The following is a 16,750-nucleotide window of genomic DNA, read 5'->3' as shown; positions in this document are numbered from 1 at the left end:
GGCCCTCCGTCCGCGGGATGGGTGCGAGCATGTCACCCCCCTGTTCCCCACAGGCCGCCCAAAGGTTCACGGACCGCGGACACGGGCCGGCTGAAGGACACGAGTCGGCTAGGGGATGAGTCGGCTAAGGGAGGAGCCGGGCCAGCATCTCCCGCGCGTACGCCGCGTCGTACTCCCCGCCGGTGAGCAGCACCTGGAGCGCGATCCCGTCCATGAGGGCGACCAGGGCGCGGGCGGTGCGCGGATCGGTGCGGCCCGCCACGGCCTCGGCCAGCTCCTCGCACCACTCGGCGGCGACGGGCCGCAGGGCGGGGCGCCGCAGCGCCGCCAGATACAGCTCGTACTCCAGCTCCACCCCGACCCGGTCCCCGGCGAGCCACTCGCCGAGCACCCCGGCCAGCTCGTCGGCGAGATCGCGGTCCGGGTCCCGGAAGGCGCCGCGCGCCGCGACGATCTTGGCGAACCCCTCGTTGGCCTGCCGCAGCGCGGCCACCATCAGCTCGTCGAGGGTCTTGAAGTGGTACGTGGTCGAGCCGAGCGGCACATCGGCCTCGGCGGCGACGGTGCGATGACTCAGCCCGCCGATGCCCTTCTCCCCCACCACCCGGATCGCGGCGTCGATGATCCGCCCGCGCCGCTCGGGGTCGTGGCGCCGGGCCATCAGTGGGCCCCGCCCAGGTTCAGCAGGACGACGCCGCCGATGACGAGGGCGATGCCCGCGACCTTCGCGGCGGTCAGTCCCTCACCGAGGAAGAGCATGCCGATGGCGGCGATGACGGCGGTGCCGGTGCCCGCCCAGATCGCGTACGCGGTGCCGATCTGGACGGTCTTCAGCGTCTGCGCGAGCAGGGCGAACGCGATCACGTATCCGACGACCGTGATGAGCGAGGGCCAGAGCCTGCTGAACCCCTCGCTGTACTTCATGGCCGTGGTGGCGCCCACTTCGGCGGCGATGGCGCCGGCCAGCAGTACATATCCCATGCGGACGAGTGTACGTATCGTTGCGTACGCCCGTACACAACGCGGCGCCGACCGCCGTCAGGCCGCTCCGGGCCGCGGCGCGTCCGCCACCTCGCCGCACTCGCGCAGTCGCACCGCCCGGTCCGCGCGGCGCCGCTTCCCGTACGCGGTGCGGCGCTGCCCGACGGCCTTCCGGTAGCGGGCGATCTCCGCCGGATCGGGGCGAACGGATCCGGCGGCCTCATAGCCGTAAGGGGCGTGCCGGACCCCAACACGGCGTCACAGAGCCGCACTTGATCAGATGTCAGACGCGTCACCCAGGTCTCGGCCCACGACACGTCCAGCGCGCCTCGGGCGTGCGCGTGCCAGGTCTTGCGGGCGAGCACGGCGACCCCGGCGAGCCGGTGGGGCAAGTGCCCGCAGACGCGCCGCAGTTCGGTCTCGGGCCGGCGACGAGGTCCTCGATCCACACCTCGCGCCCCCACGAACTCCCCAGCCGGGCCCGCCACTTGCCCGCCGCGCCCCTCACCTGCGCCCAGGTGGCGACAGCCTCGTGGAACCCGCTGTGCCACCACGACATCCGCAGCAGCGACCCGGCGCAGTCCCTCGCGCCCGGACAGGGCGGCGCTACGACACGGTGAACCAGCCCGCCCGCGACTTCTTCCATTCGGGGTGCGTGAGGTCCTTGGCCTGGACGCCGTCACCGTAAAGAACCGCGGAGCCGTTGTCGGTGATCAGCTGCGCCCGCTGCCCCGGCACACTCAGATCGGGCACGGCGACGACGGACTCCCAGCCGCCGGGATCGCTCGTCGGCAGATCCGCGCGCTTGACGGGCGCGTGCCCGGCGACGCCGTCCCACTGGTACAGCGCGTACGGGTCGGTGTTGTCGTCGGCGGCCCAGCTCCCCGCCAGGATCAGGTACTGGTCGGCGGAGTTCTTCCGGATGTCACGGATCGAAAGCCCGCCGAGATCCAGCTCGATGGCCGCGCCGAAAACGGGGGCCGCCCCACTCGCGAGCACCTTGTCGAAGTTCGTGACGGGCACGATGAGCGCCCTGCCGCCGTCCTTCGGGGGCACGAGCGGCGCCCGGAAGCCGATGTACGCGGTGGAGGTGGACCCGGGGGCGAACTCGAGGCCTTCGACGTTGAACCCGTCGACCTGCTTGGGCGCCTCACCGGCCGCGGTGCCGGCGGCGAACCCGTACCGGTCCCCGTTGGCCTCGTCCCAGGCGACGAGCTGATCGCGCAGCTTCTTGTAGGAGTGCGCGTACGACAACTGCGTGGCGGAGCCCGACCCGGTCACCGCCGTGGTGAAGACGGTGTTGCGCGGCGCCTTGTACTCGCCGTCCTTGTTGTTGCCGAGCGAACCGGTCCAGTAGATGAGGTCACCGACGCGCGCGGCCCCCTCGATGTCGACCTCCTTGCTGACCCCGAGCTGCGAGGAGAAGTCCCACGTCCGCACCGGCGCACCGGAGGCGGAGCGGTCGTACAGACGCAGCACGTTGGACTCGTCGTCGGCGACGACGACATAGCCGTCACCGACGTCGACGGCGGCGGAGGCGTCGCTGGACCCGGTGAAGTACCGCGCGTCGACGGCGTTCTGCACACCCCCGGACGCGGCATAGTGCAGCGTCGTCGTCGCCGAGACACCGCCCACCCCCGTGACCTTCAACGTCAGATCGGTGTACCCCTGCCCCCGCGCGGCGACGGAGACCGTACGGCTCGCGCCGGTGCCGCTGACGGTGACATCGACCGGCTGAGCGACCGACGTCCTGCTGCTGGCGCTCGCCGCGACGGTGAGCCGGGAGGCGTCGGCCCCGCTCTGCGCGACGTTCACGGTCACCGTCGGATCACTCACGCCACCGACGGCACTGCTCAGATATCCGGCCGACAGCGCGATCGTCGGCGTAGCCGAACCCGCCGCACCCGCCGGGAAGTTGCTGCCCATGCCGGCCAGCGTAAGAAGCCCACCCACGACGGCAACGGCCGTTCGGCGTGAACGCGGAATGTGATGCGGCACTGGGTCCCTTTCGTCGACACGGTGTCGACCGGAACCCTCTTCGCCCTGCGCCAATCCCCGGTGACGGCCCTACATACGACAGCTGAACAGCACCGGACGACGAACGGCCCCGCCTCCGAAGAGACGGGGCCGTACGGTCGTCGCACGCGGGCTGAACCCTCAGACGTTGAACCCGAGCGCCCGAAGCTGCTCGCGGCCGTCGTCCGTGATCTTGTCCGGGCCCCACGGCGGCATCCAGACCCAGTTGATCCGCAGCTCGTTGACGATGCCGTCGGTGGCGGACTTCGCCTGGTCCTCGATGACGTCGGTCAGCGGGCAGGCCGCGGACGTCAGCGTCATGTCGATCGTCGCGATGTTCGCGTCGTCGATGTGGATGCCGTAGATCAGGCCGAGGTTGACGACGTCGATGCCCAGCTCGGGGTCGACGACGTCGTACAGCGCCTCGCGGACCTCCTCCTCGGAGGCCGGCTTCATCTCGACAGCGTTCTCGGTCATGCGCTCTTCGCCTCCTCCGCGAAGGCCTGGGCCGTCGCGTCCTTCCACGCCATCCAGCTCAGGAGGGCGCACTTGACTCGGGCCGGGTACTTGGAGACACCGGCGAACGCGATCGCGTCCTCCAGGATCTCCTCCATCGAGTCGTCCGGCTCGATCTGCCCCTTGGACTGCATCAGCTCCAGGAACGTCTCCTGGATCTTCCGCGCGTCCGCGAGCTCCTTGCCGACGAGCAGGTCGTTCAGGACGGAGGCCGAGGCCTGGCTGATGGAGCAGCCCTGGCCCTCGTACGAGACGTCCGCGATCTTCTCGCCGTCGTACTTGACGCGCAGCGTGATCTCGTCACCGCACGTCGGGTTGACGTGGTGCACCTCGGCGTCGCCGTCCCGCAGACCGCGCCCGTGGGGGTGCTTGTAGTGGTCCAGGATGACTTCCTGGTACATGGAATCCAGCTTCACAGTCCCAGCCCTCTACCCGAAGAAGTTCCGTACGTGCTCCAGGCCGTCGACCAGCGCATCGATCTCGCCGGGCGTGGAGTACAGATAGAACGACGCTCGCGTGGTCGCAGGAATTCCGTACCGCAGGCAGACGGGCCGCGCGCAGTGGTGTCCGACGCGGACCGCGATGCCCTGCTCGTCGAGGACCTGGCCCACGTCGTGCGGGTGGATGTCGCCGAGCGTGAAGGAGATCGCGGCGCCGCGCTCCTCGGCCGTGGTCGGGCCGATGATGCGCAGATCGGGGACTTCCTGGAGCTTCTTCACCGCGTACTCGGTGAGCGCCTGCTCGTGGCGGAGGATGTTCTCCATGCCGATCGAGTTCAGGTAGTCGATCGCCGCCCCGAGGCCGATGGCCTGCGAGATCGGCGGCGTACCCGCCTCGAACTTGTGCGGCGCCGGAGCGTAGGTGGACGAGTGCATCGAGACGGTCTCGATCATCTCGCCGCCGCCGAGGAACGGCGGCAGGTCCTCCAGGAGCTCCTGCCGTCCCCACAGCACGCCGATGCCGGTCGGGCCGCACATCTTGTGACCGGTGAAGGCCACGAAGTCGGCCTGGAGCGCCTGCACGTCGAGCGGCATGTGCGGGGCGGCCTGCGAGGCGTCGATGAGGACGAGCGCGCCCACCTCCTGGGCGCGGCGCACGATGGCCTCGACCGGGTTGTGGGTGCCGAGGATGTTCGACACGAGCACGAAGGAGACGATCTTCGTCTTCTCCGTGATGACCTCGTTGATGTTGGAGAGGTCGAGGCGGCCGTCGTCGGTCAGGCCGAACCACTTCAGCTTCGCGCCGGTGCGCTGCGAGAGCAGCTGCCACGGAACGATGTTGGAGTGGTGCTCCATCTCCGTGATGACGATCTCGGTCTCGTGGTCGACCTTGTACGGCTCGTCGGCCCAGCCGAGCATGTTGGCGACGAGGTTGAGCGACTCCGAGGCGTTCTTCGTGAAGATGACCTCGTCGCGGCTCGGCGCGTTGATGAACGCGGCGACCTTGTCGCGCGCGCCCTCGTACAGCGCCGTGGCCTCCTCGGCCAGCACGTGCACGCCACGGTGGACGTTGGCGTTGTGCTGCTCGTAGTACTCGCTCAGGACGTCGAGTACCTGGCGCGGCGTCTGCGAGGTCGCCGCGTTGTCCAGGTACACGAGCTTCTTGCCGTCGTGGAGCACCCGGTCGAGGATCGGGAAGTCCTTGCGGATCGCCTCGGTGTCGAGGAGGCCCGGCAGCTGTGTCACGCGGATGCGCCACCCTTCACGTACTTGTCGTAGCCCTCGGCCTCGAGCTGGTCGGCGAGCTCGGCGCCACCGGACTCGACGATGCGGCCGCCCGCGAACACGTGCACGTGGTCGGGCTTGATGTAGCGCAGGATGCGCGTGTAGTGGGTCACCAGGAGGGTGCCGACCTCGCCGTTCTCACGGACGCGGTTGATGCCCTCGGAGACGATGCGCAGCGCGTCGACGTCCAGGCCGGAGTCGGTCTCGTCGAGGATCGCGATCTTCGGCTTGAGCAGTTCGAGCTGAAGGATCTCGTGACGCTTCTTCTCACCGCCGGAGAAGCCCTCGTTCACGTTGCGCTCGGCGAAGGCCGGGTCCATGGAGAGCTTCTCCATGGCTTCCTTGACCTCCTTGACCCAGGTGCGCAGCTTGGGGGCCTCGCCGCGCACGGCCGTGGCCGAGGTGCGCAGGAAGTTCGACACGGAGACGCCGGGGACCTCGACCGGGTACTGCATGGCGAGGAAGAGGCCGGCGCGGGCGCGCTCGTCGACGGACATCTCGAGGACGTCCTCGCCGTCGAGGGTGACGGTGCCCTGCGTGATCGTGTACTTGGGGTGACCCGCGAGGGAGTAGGCGAGGGTCGACTTGCCGGAGCCGTTCGGGCCCATGATGGCGTGCGTCTCGCCCTGCTTCACGGTGAGGTCGACGCCCTTGAGGATCTCCTTCGTGGCGTTGTCGGCCTCGACGGTGACGTGCAGGTCTCGGATTTCAAGCGTTGCCATGGGTGCCTCAGGACTCCTGGGTGAGGGAGACGAGCACGTCGTCCCCTTCGATCTTTACGGGGTATACGGGGACGGGGCGCGTCGCGGGAAGGCCGGACGGCTTGCCGGTGCGGAGGTCGAACGCGGAGCCGTGCAGCCAGCACTCGATCTGGCAGTCCTCCACCTCGCCCTCGGAGAGGGAGACGTTCGCGTGCGAGCAGATGTCGTTGATCGCGAACACCTCGCCCTCGGTGCGGACGACCGAGACCGGCGTGCCGTCGAGTTCCACCCGCTTCGGGGTGTCCTCCTCCAGCTCGCTCAGCCCACAGGCGCGTACGAAAGCCATCAGACCGTGGCCTCCAGCTCGGCCTCGATCTTCTCGAGCAGCCGCGACTCGATGTCGTCGACACCGATCTGCTGGACCAGCTCGGCGAAGAAGCCGCGCACGACGAGGCGGCGCGCCTCGTCGGCGGGGATGCCGCGGGCCATCAGGTAGAAGAGCTGCTCGTCGTCGAAGCGGCCGGTGGCGGAGGCGTGACCGGCGCCGACGATCTCGCCGGTCTCGATCTCCAGGTTCGGCACGGAGTCGACGCGGGCACCGTCGGTCAGAACCAGGTTCCGGTTCATCTCGTACGTGTCCGTGCCCTCGGCGGCGGCCTCGATGAGGACGTCACCGATCCACACGGCGTGGGCGTTCTCGCCCTGGAGCGCGCCCTTGTAGACGACGTTCGACTTGCAGTGCGGGGTGTTGTGGTCGACCAGGAGGCGGTGCTCCTGGTGCTGGCCGGCGTCGGTGAAGTAGAGGCCGAACAGCTCGGCCTCGCCGCCGGTGCCCGCGTAGTTGACGCGCGGGTTCAGGCGGACGACGTCACCGCCGAAGGTCACGACGACCGACTTGAACGACGCGTCGCGCCCGATGAGGGCGTTGTGCTGTGCGACGTGCACGGCCTTGTCGTCCCAGTCCTGCACGGAGACGACGGTCAGCTTCGCGCCGTCGCCGAGCAGGTAGTCGACGTTGGCGGCGAGCACGGCGTCACCGGTGTGGTCGATGACGACGACGGCCTCGGCGAAGGCGCCCAGCTCGATCACCTGGTGGGCGAAGGCGGTGCCGCCCTCGCCGTGCACGGCGATACGGATCGGCTCGGTGAGGACCGTCTCCTTGGGGACGGTGATCACGCCGGCCTTCTCGAACGCCGAGTACGCCTGCGCGGCGACGCGGTCGACGGGCTTGCCCGCCTTGCCGATGCGGGCGTCGTCCCGGCCGACGGTCTCGACGGTGACGCCGGCGGGCGCCTCCACGTCGACCTTGACGCCGGTGCCGGTGGCGACGGCGGTGCCGTCGTGCAGGCCGCGCAGCCGCTCCAGCGGCGTGAACCGCCACTCCTCCTCACGGCCGTGCGGGACCGGGAAGTCCTGCACGTCGTAGGACGGGGGCGCGCTCATGCGCGTGGCGACGGTCGACTCTGCGGCCACCGCGATGGTTCCGGCGGTCGTGGATCCGGCCGGGATGTTCTGAGCCTCAGCCATGGCTGTCGTAGCGCTCGCTTTCTTACGTAAGTGGGCTGATGGAGACGTCAGGCGACCGGGGTCAGCCGACCGACCCTTCCATCTGGAGCTCGATCAGCCGGTTGAGCTCGAGCGCGTACTCCATCGGCAGCTCCTTGGCGATCGGCTCGACGAAGCCGCGCACGATCATCGCCATGGCCTCGAACTCGCTCAGGCCGCGGCTCATCAGGTAGAAGAGCTGGTCCTCGGAGACCTTGGAGACGGTCGCCTCGTGGCCCATGGAGACGTCGTCCTCGCGGACGTCGACGTACGGGTAGGTGTCGGAGCGGGAGATGGTGTCGACGAGCAGCGCGTCGCACAGCACGTTCGACTTGGAGCCGTGGGCGCCCTCACCGATCTCGACGAGGCCGCGGTACGACGTACGACCGCCGCCGCGCGCCACGGACTTCGAGACGATGTTGGACGACGTGTTCGGCGCCATGTGGACCATCTTGGAGCCGGCGTCCTGGTGCTGGCCCTCGCCCGCGAAGGCGATGGAGAGCGTCTCGCCCTTGGCGTGCTCGCCCATCAGGTAGACGGCCGGGTACTTCATGGTGACCTTGGAACCGATGTTGCCGTCGATCCACTCCATGGTCGCGCCCTCGTACGCCACGGCGCGCTTGGTGACCAGGTTGTAGACGTTGTTCGACCAGTTCTGGATGGTCGTGTAACGGCAGCGGGCGCCCTTCTTGACGATGATCTCGACGACCGCGGAGTGCAGCGAGTCCGACTTGTAGATCGGCGCGGTGCAGCCCTCGACGTAGTGCACGTAGGCGTCTTCGTCGACGATGATCAGCGTCCGCTCGAACTGGCCCATGTTCTCCGTGTTGATACGGAAGTAGGCCTGGAGCGGGATCTCCACGTGCACGCCCTTCGGCACGTAGATGAAGGAGCCGCCCGACCACACGGCCGTGTTCAGCGCGGCGAACTTGTTGTCGCCGGCCGGGATGACCGTGCCGAAGTACTCCTTGAAGAGCTCCGGGTGCTCCTTGAGGGCGGTGTCGGTGTCGAGGAAGATGACGCCCTGCTCCTCCAGGTCCTCACGGATCTGGTGGTAGACGACCTCGGACTCGTACTGGGCCGCGACACCGGCGACGAGGCGCTGCTTCTCCGCCTCGGGGATGCCGAGCTTGTCGTACGTGTTCTTGATGTCCTCGGGCAGGTCCTCCCAGGACTCCGCCTGCTTCTCCGTGGAGCGCACGAAGTACTTGATGTTGTCGAAGTCGATGCCCGACAGGTCCGAGCCCCAGTTCGGCATGGGCTTCTTGCCGAACAGCTTCAGGCCCTTGAGGCGGAGCTTGGTCATCCACTCCGGCTCGGACTTCTTCGAGGAGATGTCCTTGACGACGTCCTCGTTGATACCGCGCTTGGCAGAGGCACCGGCCTCGTCGGAGTCCGCCCAGCCGTATTCGTACTTGCCCAGGCCCTCGAGCTCGGGGTGGGCCGTCTCCTCGATGGGGAGAGTCATGCGGGGTTCCTCCCGGCGGTGCTTGCAGATGCGTTGGTGATGGTCTTGGGGGTGGTGCTCTTGGGGATGAACGTCGTGCAGACGCCATCACCGTGGGCGATGGTGGCCAGCCGCTGCACATGCGTACCGAGCAGGTGGGAGAACATTTCCGTCTCCGCCTCGCAAAGCTGCGGGAACTGCTCCGCCACATGGGCGACCGGACAGTGGTGCTGGCAGAGCTGCTCGCCCTGTTGCGGGAGGGGCGCGCTGCGCGCCGTAGCAGCGTACCCGTCCGCGCTCAAGGCCCTGGCCAGGGCCTGCGTGCGCTCTTCGGGGGCCACGGACTCGACGGCCGCCTTGTACGGAGCGGCCTGCGCGGCGATCCGGGCGCGGGCGAACGCCACCAGCGCCTCGTCCCCGCCGGCCTGCTCCGCGATCCAGCGGAGCGCGTCCGCGGCGAGCTTGTCGTAGGACTGGTCGAAGGCGTCCCGGCCGCAGTCGGTCAGCGCGAAGACCTTGGCGGGGCGGCCCCGGGTACGGGCGCCGTAGACGCGCTGCTCCCTCGGCTCCACGACGTCGTCGGCGACCAGGGCGTCCAGGTGACGGCGGACGGCGGCCTGGGTGAGACCGAGACGGGTGGCGAGATCGGCGACGGTGGACGGGCCGTGGTCCAGGATCGAGCGCGCGACCCGGTTGCGCGTCGAGCGCTCCCCGGTCGCGAGCTCCTCCTGAGGAGCCCCGACGGGGGACTCCTGAGCCTCGCCGACGTTTTTCACAACGCCATTGTTGCGTAATTCCTCAGACCCTGACAAGCGCACTGGTGATCGCCCTGCGGTGCGGTGCATCACTTAGGCAAACCTAAGTAGGTATAGGGCGTGACCTGCGTAAACGATCTCCGATCGATCAAAATTCCGTGGCGCACCCGCAACCTCCCGGGCAGACTCGCGCGTATGCCCTTACCCCTTCCGACCGGCCCGCTCGTCACCCGCGCGTCCCTCGCCACCGACCTGCGCGCCCTGGGGGTGCGGCCCGGCGAGACGCTCCTCGTGCACTCCTCCCTCAGCAGCCTCGGCTGGGTGAACGGCGGCCCCGTCGCCGTCGTCCAGGCACTGCTCGACGCCCTCGGCCCGCACGGCACGCTCGTGGTGCCCGCCCAGTCCGGAGACCTCACGGACCCGTCGCTGTGGAGCGACCCACCGGTGCCGGCCGAGTGGTGGGAGGCGATCCGCGCGACGATGCCCGCCTACGACCCGCTGACCACACCCACCCGCGGCGTCGGCGTGGTCCCCGAGACCGTCCGCACCTGGCCCGGTGCCCTGCGCAGCGCGCACCCGCAGACCTCGTTCGCGGCGCTCGGCCCGCGCGCGGCGGAGGTGACCGACGGCCACGCCGTCGACTGCCGCCTCGGCGAGCACAGCCCGCTGGCCCGCCTGGAGCAGCTCGGCGCCCGAGTCCTGCTCCTGGGCGCCGGCTACGACGCGTGCACCGCCTTCCACCTGGCCGAGTACCGCGTCCCCCGCCGCACGGAGGACGCCGGCCGCCCGGGCCCTGCGGGCTGGGAACCGGTGACCGAAGTAGCCATCAGCGCCGACCGCTTCGAGGAACTCGGCGCGGACTTCGAGCGGGAGACGCCGGTGGTCCGGGGCCGGGTGGGCGCCGCCGACTCCCGGCTGTTCCCGGTGGCGGAGGCGGTCGCGTACGCGGAGAAGTGGCTGAGCGGGAGCGGCGGGTGAGGTGACGCAGGTGCGGCCCCGCCCACCGCGCACCCGCACGACCTCCCTAGACTTGCCCACCATGGAAAGCGAGCCCGTCGTCCACATCACCGGTCTGGTGAAGCGGTACGGAAACAAGACCGCGGTCGACGGCCTCGACCTCACCACAGCCCCCGGCATCACGGCCGTCCTCGGTCCCAACGGCGCGGGCAAGACCACCACCATCGAGACCTGCGAGGGCTACCGCAGGCCGGACGCCGGCACCGTCCGCGTCCTCGGCCTCGACCCCGTGAAGCAGGCCTCGGCGCTGCGCCCCCGCATCGGCGTGATGCTCCAGTCCGGCGGTGTCTACTCCGGCGCCCGCGCCGACGAGATGCTCCGCCACGTCGCCAAGCTGCACGCCCACCCGCTCGACGTCGACGCCCTCATCGAGCGTCTCGGCCTGGGCAGCTGCGGCCGCACCACCTACCGACGGCTGTCCGGCGGCCAGCAGCAGCGCCTCGCCCTCGCGATGGCCGTGGTCGGCCGCCCCGACCTCGTCTTCCTCGACGAGCCGACCGCCGGCCTCGACCCGCAGGCCCGCCGCGCCACCTGGGACCTGGTCCGCGATCTGCGGTCGGACGGCGTCTCCGTCATCCTCACCACGCACCACATGGACGAGGCCGAACAGCTCTCCGACGACGTCGCGATCGTCGACGCGGGCAAGGTCATCGCCCAGGGCTCCCCGGAGCAGCTGTGCCGCGGCGGCGCCGAGAACACCCTGCGCTTCTCCGGCCGCCCCGGACTGGACGTGGCCTCCCTGCTCAAAGCCCTGCCCGCCGACTCCGCGGCCGCCGAACTCACCCCCGGCTCCTACCGCGTGTCCGGCAAGGTCGACCCCCAGCTCCTGGCGACGGTCACCTCCTGGTGCGCCCAGCACGGCGTGATGCCGGACAAGATCTCCGTCGAGCGCCACACCCTCGAAGACGTCTTCCTCGAACTGACCGGCAAGGAGCTGCGCGGATGAGCGCGGGCACGTACGCACCGAACCCCGGAGCCGCTCCGCTCCCCCGCATGATCGCCGCGCAGGCGGCCCTCGAGACGAAGATGCTGCTGCGCAACGGCGAACAGCTTCTGCTCACCGTCGTCATCCCCACCCTTCTGCTGGTCCTGTTCTCGTCCGTCGACATCGTCGACACGGGCTCCGGCAAGGCCGTCGACTTCCTGACCCCCGGCATCCTCGCCCTCGCCGTGATGTCGACCGCCTTCACCGGCCAGGCCATCGCGACGGGCTTCGAGCGCCGGTACGGCGTCCTCAAGCGCCTGGCCGCCTCCCCGCTGCCCCGCTGGGCCCTGATGACGGCGAAGACCCTCTCTGTTCTGGTCACGGAGATCCTCCAGGTCGTCCTGCTCACGGTCATCGCGTTCGCCCTCGGCTGGTCGCCGCACGGCAATCCGTTCGCCGTCCTCCTTCTCCTCGTCCTCGGCACCGCCGCCTTCTCGGGTCTCGGCCTGCTGATGGCCGGCACGCTCAAGGCGGAGGCCACGCTCGCCGCCGCCAACCTCGTCTTCCTCCTCCTGCTCGTCGGCGGCGGCGTCATCGTGCCGCTCGACAAGTTCCCCGACGCCGCCCAGTCGGTGCTCGGCCTGCTGCCCATCTCGGCGCTCTCCGACGGCCTGCGGGACGTCCTTCAGCACGGCGCCTCGATGCCCTGGGGCGACCTCGGCATCCTCGCGGTGTGGGCGGTCCTCGGCCTGGGAGCGGCGGGCCGCTTCTTCCGCTGGGAGTAGCCGCACAGCGGCCGTGGGGGGCGTAACCCGCGTCACAAAAGGCCCAGTTACGTCCCCCTCGTGAAGCCGTGCACAAGCGGCCCCCTACGATGGGCGCGTGCCAAAGCTGACCCCCGCCGACGCCGCGCAGGCGCTGCGCAACCCGCTCGCCTTCATCGCTGACCGCTGGACCCCCACGCAGCGGACCGTCCAGCGCGCGGCCATGTCCGCCGTCGTGATGACCGTGATCATCGTCATCACCGGCGGGGCGGTCCGCCTGACCGGGTCCGGCCTCGGCTGCCCGACCTGGCCCAAGTGCACCGACCAGTCGCTGACCGCGACGAGCGAGATGGGCTTCCACGGCGCCATCGAGTTCGGCAACCGCATGCTCACGTACGTGCTGTGCGCGGCGGTGGGCTGGGCGATCATCGCCGCCCGCTCCCAGAAGCCGTGGCGGCGCCCGCTGACCCGGCTCGGCTGGGCCCAGTTCTGGATCGTCATGGGCAACGCGGTGCTCGGTGGCATCGTCGTCCTGGTCGGCCTCAACCCCTATACGGTCGCGGCCCACTTCATCCTGACCACCGCCCTCCTCACGGTCGCCGTGCTGATGTGGCAGCGCACCCGCGAGGGCGACTCCGCGCCGCGCCCGCTGGTCGGCGCCTCGGTCAAGCAGCTGGTGTGGTTCCTGGTCGCGGCATCCGGGCTGCTCATCGCCGTCGGCACCGTCGTGACCGGCGCCGGGCCGCACGCCGGTGACTCCAGCGACGTCAAGCGCATGCCGCTCGACTGGGAGACGGTGACCAAGCTCCACGCGGTCCTGGCCTGGATCGTGGTCACGCTGACGTTCGCCCTGTGGTTCGTCCTGAAGGCGGTCGACGCCCCCAAGGGTCCCCTGCACCGCACCCGCGACCTGTTCCTGATCCTGCTCGCGCAGGGCGTCATCGGCTACGTCCAGTACTTCACCGACCTTCCCGAGGTCCTGGTCGGCCTGCACATGCTGGGCTCGGCGCTGGTGTGGATCGGCGTCCTGCGTGTCGTCCTGTCGCTGCGGGAGCGGCCCACGACCACCGTCGATCTGCCGGGGCCGTCGACGCAGGAGCCGGTGAGCGCGGGCCGCTGACCTCAGCGCCGCGCACAGCCCCAGCACCGCGCAGAGCCTCACCGTTCCCCCAGGACCTCGGTGAGCCGGGCCGCGTACGCGCGCGGGTGCGTCGTGTTCCCGTTGTGTCCGCCGGGGAACTCGCGCGCCTGCGTCTCCCGTATCCGCGCCAGCTCCAGGGCACAGTGCCGGTCGAAGACGTCGGGGGCCGTGGCACTGCCGACAGCCGGCACGATCCGCACGGGGGACCCGGCGACCGCCTCCACGTCCAGCTCCGCCTGAATCACCGCGGTGAACTCCCACTGGATGAAGTACGCGAAGTTCGCCGCGCGCTGCGGTGTCATGGGCATCGGCGTACGGTCCGGCTCGACCTCCTGGTTCACCGGGTCGATCCCGAGCACGCGCGCCATCTCCGGTACCGCCGCTTGCAGTCCCCCGTCCCGGTGGACCCGCTGGAGGTCGAGCAGTTCCCGCACATGGTGGGGCCTGCGCTCAGCGGGCAGCAACGCGGGTGACACCGGCTCGTGGGCGACGAGCACCGCCAGTTGCTCCGGATGGCGCACCGCGAGATGCAGCCCGATCGAGGCGCCCATGCTGCACCCCAGCATCAACGCCGGCCGGTCGGTCAGCTCGGCCAGCAGCCGGTGCACGTCGTCGGCGTGCTGGGTCATCCGTACGCCCCGCTCCGGCTCAGCCAGCTCACTGCGGGACAGGCCGCGACGGTCGTACGTCACCACGGTGTAGCGGTCCACGAGGCGGTCGGCCAGGTCGACACTGCGACCGGCATCACCCTCTCCGCTCTGTGCGATGAGCAGCAGAGGGCCGCTGCCCCGGACCTCGTAGTAGAGCTTGGCTCCGTCGACGGTGAGAAACATCGATCCCCCAGGGCGCATACGCCGGAGGACGCCGCTCGCCCTCCGCCCGACATCCGCGCCGAACACCCTCACCGTACTCCATCTATTTCGATCCATCAATAGAGATGCATCGATAGGGATTCATCGACCTGGGCCCATCGCTTCAGATTCATCGCTTCGGATCCATCACTTAGGATTCATCGGTCTCGATATAACATCCGCCCATGAGCCCCCAGCCCCCGTCCGACAGCCGACCTCCCCTCACCCCCGTCGAGCTGTTCCTCCTCGGCCGCACGCTGATGAAGATCGGCGAGGAGTCCCTGCCCGAACCGGCCGTCGGCGGCGGTCAGTTCCGGGGCGGCACCCGCGCGATCCTGGTCGTGCTCAGTGACATCCACGCGCACGACAACACGTCGGTCGGAGCCATCGCGTCCCGCACCGGGCTGCCCCAGAGCCAGGTGTCCGGCGCCGTGGCCCGGCTGAAGGAGACCGGGTCGATCCGGACCGCGCCCGATCCGGCCGACGGCAGGCGGCAGTTGATCCAGCAGGCCGACGAGGTCTCCGAGCGGGTCGCCGAGGTCCGCAGGTCCGACATCACCCAGGCCCTCACCACCGCCCTCGGCAGCGACGATCCCGCCGCGCTGCGCGAGGTGACCGAGGCGCTCGGCGTCCTCGCCCGGCACCTCACCCCGGAGTCGGTCAGCCGGCTGCGTCCGTGACCCCGAGCCCGTACACCCGCTGCGCCGTCCCGGACGCGATCATCCCCGCCACCCGCTGGGCATCGCCCAGCGACCACGCCCCCTCGGCCACCCACCCGCCGAGGACCCTCCCGAGCGCCTCACGGAACAGTCGCGCCCCCACGACATGCAGCTCCGGGAGCCCGCGCGCACCGCTGGAGAAGAGCAGCTTGCCGAACGGGGCCAGTTCGAGGATCTCGGCCAGGACGGCCGGAGCCCGCGCCCCCGTCCTGGCCAGCGCGGGGCCCAGATCGGCGTAGACATGCGGGAAGATGCCGGACAGATGGGCGGCCTGGCGGTGGTACGGGTAGCCGTGCAGCAGGATCAGGTCGGTGCCCAGGCCCGCCGTGGCGCGGGCGAAGTCGGCGAGGAGCACCGGGTCGGTGCGGTCGATGCGCAGACCCGATTCGCCGAGCCCCGCGTGCAGTTGGAGCGGCCGGCCCGAGGCGACGGCGATCCACAGCAGATGGCGCAGCAGGACCGGGTCGGTCAGCGGCCCGCCCACGGTCCGCCCCGCGAGCCACCGGCCCGCCGCTCCCCGCACCTCGCCGGGCCCGGGGGGCTGAGGCGCCAGTGCGAGGCCGTGTCGTACGCCGGCGACCGAGGTGAAGGCGACGGCACCGGCGGCGGCCGCGTGGACCGACTCCGCCAGGTTCGCGAGGAAGGACTCGACCGTGCCGGAGGTGTCCGCGACCTGTTCGGCCAGCAGTTCGAGGCGGACGATCTCGTGGGCCTCGGCCTCCCCGGCGTTGGCCAGTTCCGCGGGCCCGGTCAGGTCGTCGGGCAGTCCCGTGTCGACCAGATACGTCGTGATGCCGCTCCCGCACAGCAGTCTGCGGCCCGCTTCCATGACGCCGAGTTCGCGGCGTCTGGCCAGATAGCGGGCGGGCGGGCAGTGGGGTTCCAGGCCGAGCAGCGGCGGGCACCAGCGGCGGATCGCGAAGCCGGTCTGCGTGTCGAAGAAGGTGGTGCCGGGCGCGGGCGGCCCTTCACCCCGGCCGAGGTGGGCCTCGAACGTGCCGAGGCCCAGCTCCGTACGCAGCACCCCGTGGCAGTACTGGTCCACGAGGGACGGCGTTTCGATCATCCGGGGCTCCCCGTATATGGACCGTGCTCCTACAGTCCTAACGGGTGAACGAGCGCCTGGTGTTGCTCAACGCGAGAGCGCACAAACGCGCGATTCAGCCGCCGAGCTGGATGCCCGCCATGCGCTTCCACTCGTAGGGGCCCGTCTCCACCTTCGCCGCGAAGTCGCCGTCGAAGTCCTCGTGGACGGTGATACCGGCCTTCTCGACCGCCTTCTGTGCGACCTCATAGGTGTCGGCCACCAGGTCGCCCCAGCCGCCGTCCTCGCCGACGAGCACGATGCGGGTGCCGTGCTCCCCGATGTACGCGAGCTGTCCCTCGGCCCCGCCGTGCGCCTGGGCGAACGCGCCGATCCGCTTGGCCAGCTTGGCCGCCCGGCGCTCGTCCTTCGCCGCCCGACCGGGCGCCTCAACCGTCTGAGTCTCTGCCATGGACAGGATGCTACCGACGAGTAGCCAAACAGGCGATGGGTGGGGCGCGTGGCCTAGGCCACGCGGCACGTTCGTCGACACGTCGGACAACTACGCGTTCTGGAACACCGGGAGCGTCGGCGGCGAGAGCGAGACGGTCCTCGGCAACTGGC

General features: G+C 70.1%; 20 protein-coding genes. 6 read left to right on the top strand and 14 right to left on the bottom strand.

Features of this window, described 5'->3' with window-relative positions:
* Positions 1-124: 124 nt before the first annotated feature.
* Together AB0L37_RS23725 and AB0L37_RS23720 are read right to left on the bottom strand one after the other, a co-directional pair.
* Positions 125-661, bottom strand: coding sequence for a TetR family transcriptional regulator (locus AB0L37_RS23725; RefSeq protein WP_365508818.1), 537 nt, complete (start codon positions 659-661; stop codon positions 125-127).
* Positions 661-981, bottom strand: coding sequence for a multidrug efflux SMR transporter (locus tag AB0L37_RS23720; protein WP_365508815.1), 321 nt, complete (start codon positions 979-981; stop codon positions 661-663). The genes AB0L37_RS23725 and AB0L37_RS23720 overlap by 1 nt, the downstream gene beginning before the upstream one ends.
* A gap of 392 nt (positions 982-1,373) precedes the next feature.
* Between AB0L37_RS23720 and AB0L37_RS23715 the strand changes: the two genes are divergently transcribed.
* Complete coding sequence (locus tag AB0L37_RS23715; RefSeq protein WP_365508812.1) at positions 1,374-1,601, top strand: hypothetical protein; 228 nt, start codon at positions 1,374-1,376, stop codon at positions 1,599-1,601.
* On the opposite strand, the gene AB0L37_RS23710 is transcribed toward AB0L37_RS23715, so the two are convergent.
* The 9 genes from AB0L37_RS23710 to AB0L37_RS23670 all read right to left on the bottom strand — a co-directional run bounded on the left by AB0L37_RS23710 (position 1,588) and on the right by AB0L37_RS23670 (position 9,706).
* Positions 1,588-2,907, bottom strand: a complete 1,320-nt coding sequence (locus AB0L37_RS23710; protein ID WP_365508809.1) for a DUF3616 domain-containing protein — start codon at positions 2,905-2,907, stop codon at positions 1,588-1,590. The genes AB0L37_RS23715 and AB0L37_RS23710 overlap by 14 nt on opposite strands.
* A 231-nt stretch (positions 2,908-3,138) precedes the next feature.
* Positions 3,139-3,474 (bottom strand): metal-sulfur cluster assembly factor, encoded by a 336-nt coding sequence (locus tag AB0L37_RS23705; RefSeq protein WP_018533312.1) that lies wholly within the window; start codon positions 3,472-3,474, stop codon positions 3,139-3,141.
* Positions 3,471-3,929, bottom strand: a complete 459-nt coding sequence (gene sufU, locus AB0L37_RS23700) for a Fe-S cluster assembly sulfur transfer protein SufU (protein WP_365508806.1) — start codon at positions 3,927-3,929, stop codon at positions 3,471-3,473. The genes AB0L37_RS23705 and sufU overlap by 4 nt, the downstream gene beginning before the upstream one ends.
* Before the next feature lie 12 nt (positions 3,930-3,941).
* Positions 3,942-5,198, bottom strand: a complete 1,257-nt coding sequence (locus AB0L37_RS23695) for a cysteine desulfurase (RefSeq protein ID WP_365508804.1) — start codon at positions 5,196-5,198, stop codon at positions 3,942-3,944.
* On the bottom strand, positions 5,195-5,959 hold the full coding sequence (gene sufC / locus AB0L37_RS23690) for a Fe-S cluster assembly ATPase SufC (protein WP_365508802.1): 765 nt from the start codon (positions 5,957-5,959) through the stop codon (positions 5,195-5,197). Before sufC ends, AB0L37_RS23695 begins: the two co-directional genes overlap by 4 nt.
* A 7-nt stretch (positions 5,960-5,966) precedes the next feature.
* Positions 5,967-6,284, bottom strand: coding sequence for a bifunctional 3-phenylpropionate/cinnamic acid dioxygenase ferredoxin subunit (locus tag AB0L37_RS23685; RefSeq protein ID WP_361931265.1), 318 nt, complete (start codon positions 6,282-6,284; stop codon positions 5,967-5,969).
* Entirely contained in the window at positions 6,284-7,465 is a 1,182-nt protein-coding gene (gene sufD / locus AB0L37_RS23680; RefSeq protein WP_365508800.1) for a Fe-S cluster assembly protein SufD, read from the bottom strand. Before sufD ends, AB0L37_RS23685 begins: the two co-directional genes overlap by 1 nt.
* 61 nt (positions 7,466-7,526) lie before the next feature.
* Positions 7,527-8,951 (bottom strand): Fe-S cluster assembly protein SufB, encoded by a 1,425-nt coding sequence (gene sufB, locus AB0L37_RS23675; RefSeq protein ID WP_365508797.1) that lies wholly within the window; start codon positions 8,949-8,951, stop codon positions 7,527-7,529.
* Positions 8,948-9,706, bottom strand: coding sequence for an ArsR family transcriptional regulator (locus AB0L37_RS23670; protein WP_365508795.1), 759 nt, complete (start codon positions 9,704-9,706; stop codon positions 8,948-8,950). Before AB0L37_RS23670 ends, sufB begins: the two co-directional genes overlap by 4 nt.
* Before the next feature lie 174 nt (positions 9,707-9,880).
* Between AB0L37_RS23670 and AB0L37_RS23665 the strand changes: the two genes are divergently transcribed.
* From AB0L37_RS23665 to AB0L37_RS23650, 4 genes are all read left to right on the top strand, one after another.
* The gene (locus AB0L37_RS23665; RefSeq protein WP_365508792.1) at positions 9,881-10,663 is read left to right on the top strand and encodes an AAC(3) family N-acetyltransferase; all 783 of its coding nucleotides are present in this window, start codon (positions 9,881-9,883) and stop codon (positions 10,661-10,663) included.
* A 61-nt stretch (positions 10,664-10,724) separates the two neighbouring features.
* Positions 10,725-11,648: an ABC transporter ATP-binding protein gene (locus AB0L37_RS23660; RefSeq protein WP_365508789.1), complete on the top strand. Its 924-nt coding sequence runs from the start codon at positions 10,725-10,727 to the stop codon at positions 11,646-11,648.
* On the top strand, positions 11,645-12,412 hold the full coding sequence (locus AB0L37_RS23655) for an ABC transporter permease (RefSeq protein ID WP_365508787.1): 768 nt from the start codon (positions 11,645-11,647) through the stop codon (positions 12,410-12,412). Before AB0L37_RS23660 ends, AB0L37_RS23655 begins: the two co-directional genes overlap by 4 nt.
* Before the next feature lie 97 nt (positions 12,413-12,509).
* Positions 12,510-13,511 (top strand): COX15/CtaA family protein, encoded by a 1,002-nt coding sequence (locus AB0L37_RS23650; RefSeq protein ID WP_365508784.1) that lies wholly within the window; start codon positions 12,510-12,512, stop codon positions 13,509-13,511.
* A gap of 38 nt (positions 13,512-13,549) precedes the next feature.
* Here AB0L37_RS23650 and AB0L37_RS23645 read toward each other — a convergent pair whose 3' ends face one another.
* Complete coding sequence (locus tag AB0L37_RS23645) at positions 13,550-14,365, bottom strand: alpha/beta hydrolase (protein WP_365508782.1); 816 nt, start codon at positions 14,363-14,365, stop codon at positions 13,550-13,552.
* A gap of 203 nt (positions 14,366-14,568) precedes the next feature.
* On the opposite strand from AB0L37_RS23645, the gene AB0L37_RS23640 reads away from it, so the two are divergent.
* Positions 14,569-15,063, top strand: coding sequence for a helix-turn-helix domain-containing protein (locus AB0L37_RS23640; RefSeq protein ID WP_365508780.1), 495 nt, complete (start codon positions 14,569-14,571; stop codon positions 15,061-15,063).
* Here AB0L37_RS23640 and AB0L37_RS23635 read toward each other — a convergent pair.
* Positions 15,044-16,168 carry an amidohydrolase family protein gene (locus AB0L37_RS23635; RefSeq protein ID WP_365508777.1) on the bottom strand — a complete coding sequence of 375 codons (1,125 nt, stop codon included), beginning with the start codon at positions 16,166-16,168 and terminating at the stop codon, positions 15,044-15,046. The genes AB0L37_RS23640 and AB0L37_RS23635 overlap by 20 nt on opposite strands.
* 94 nt (positions 16,169-16,262) lie before the next feature.
* Positions 16,263-16,598 (bottom strand): hypothetical protein, encoded by a 336-nt coding sequence (locus tag AB0L37_RS23630; protein ID WP_365508774.1) that lies wholly within the window; start codon positions 16,596-16,598, stop codon positions 16,263-16,265.
* Between the last annotated feature and the right edge of the window lie 152 nt (positions 16,599-16,750).

The sequence above is a fragment of the Streptomyces sp. NPDC052225 genome (genome assembly GCF_040679615.1).
In the GTDB taxonomy this organism is placed as follows: domain Bacteria; phylum Actinomycetota; class Actinomycetes; order Streptomycetales; family Streptomycetaceae; genus Streptomyces.
The sequence above is the reverse complement of the archived record's forward strand: the minus strand, read 5'-3'. Positions and strand labels throughout refer to the sequence as shown.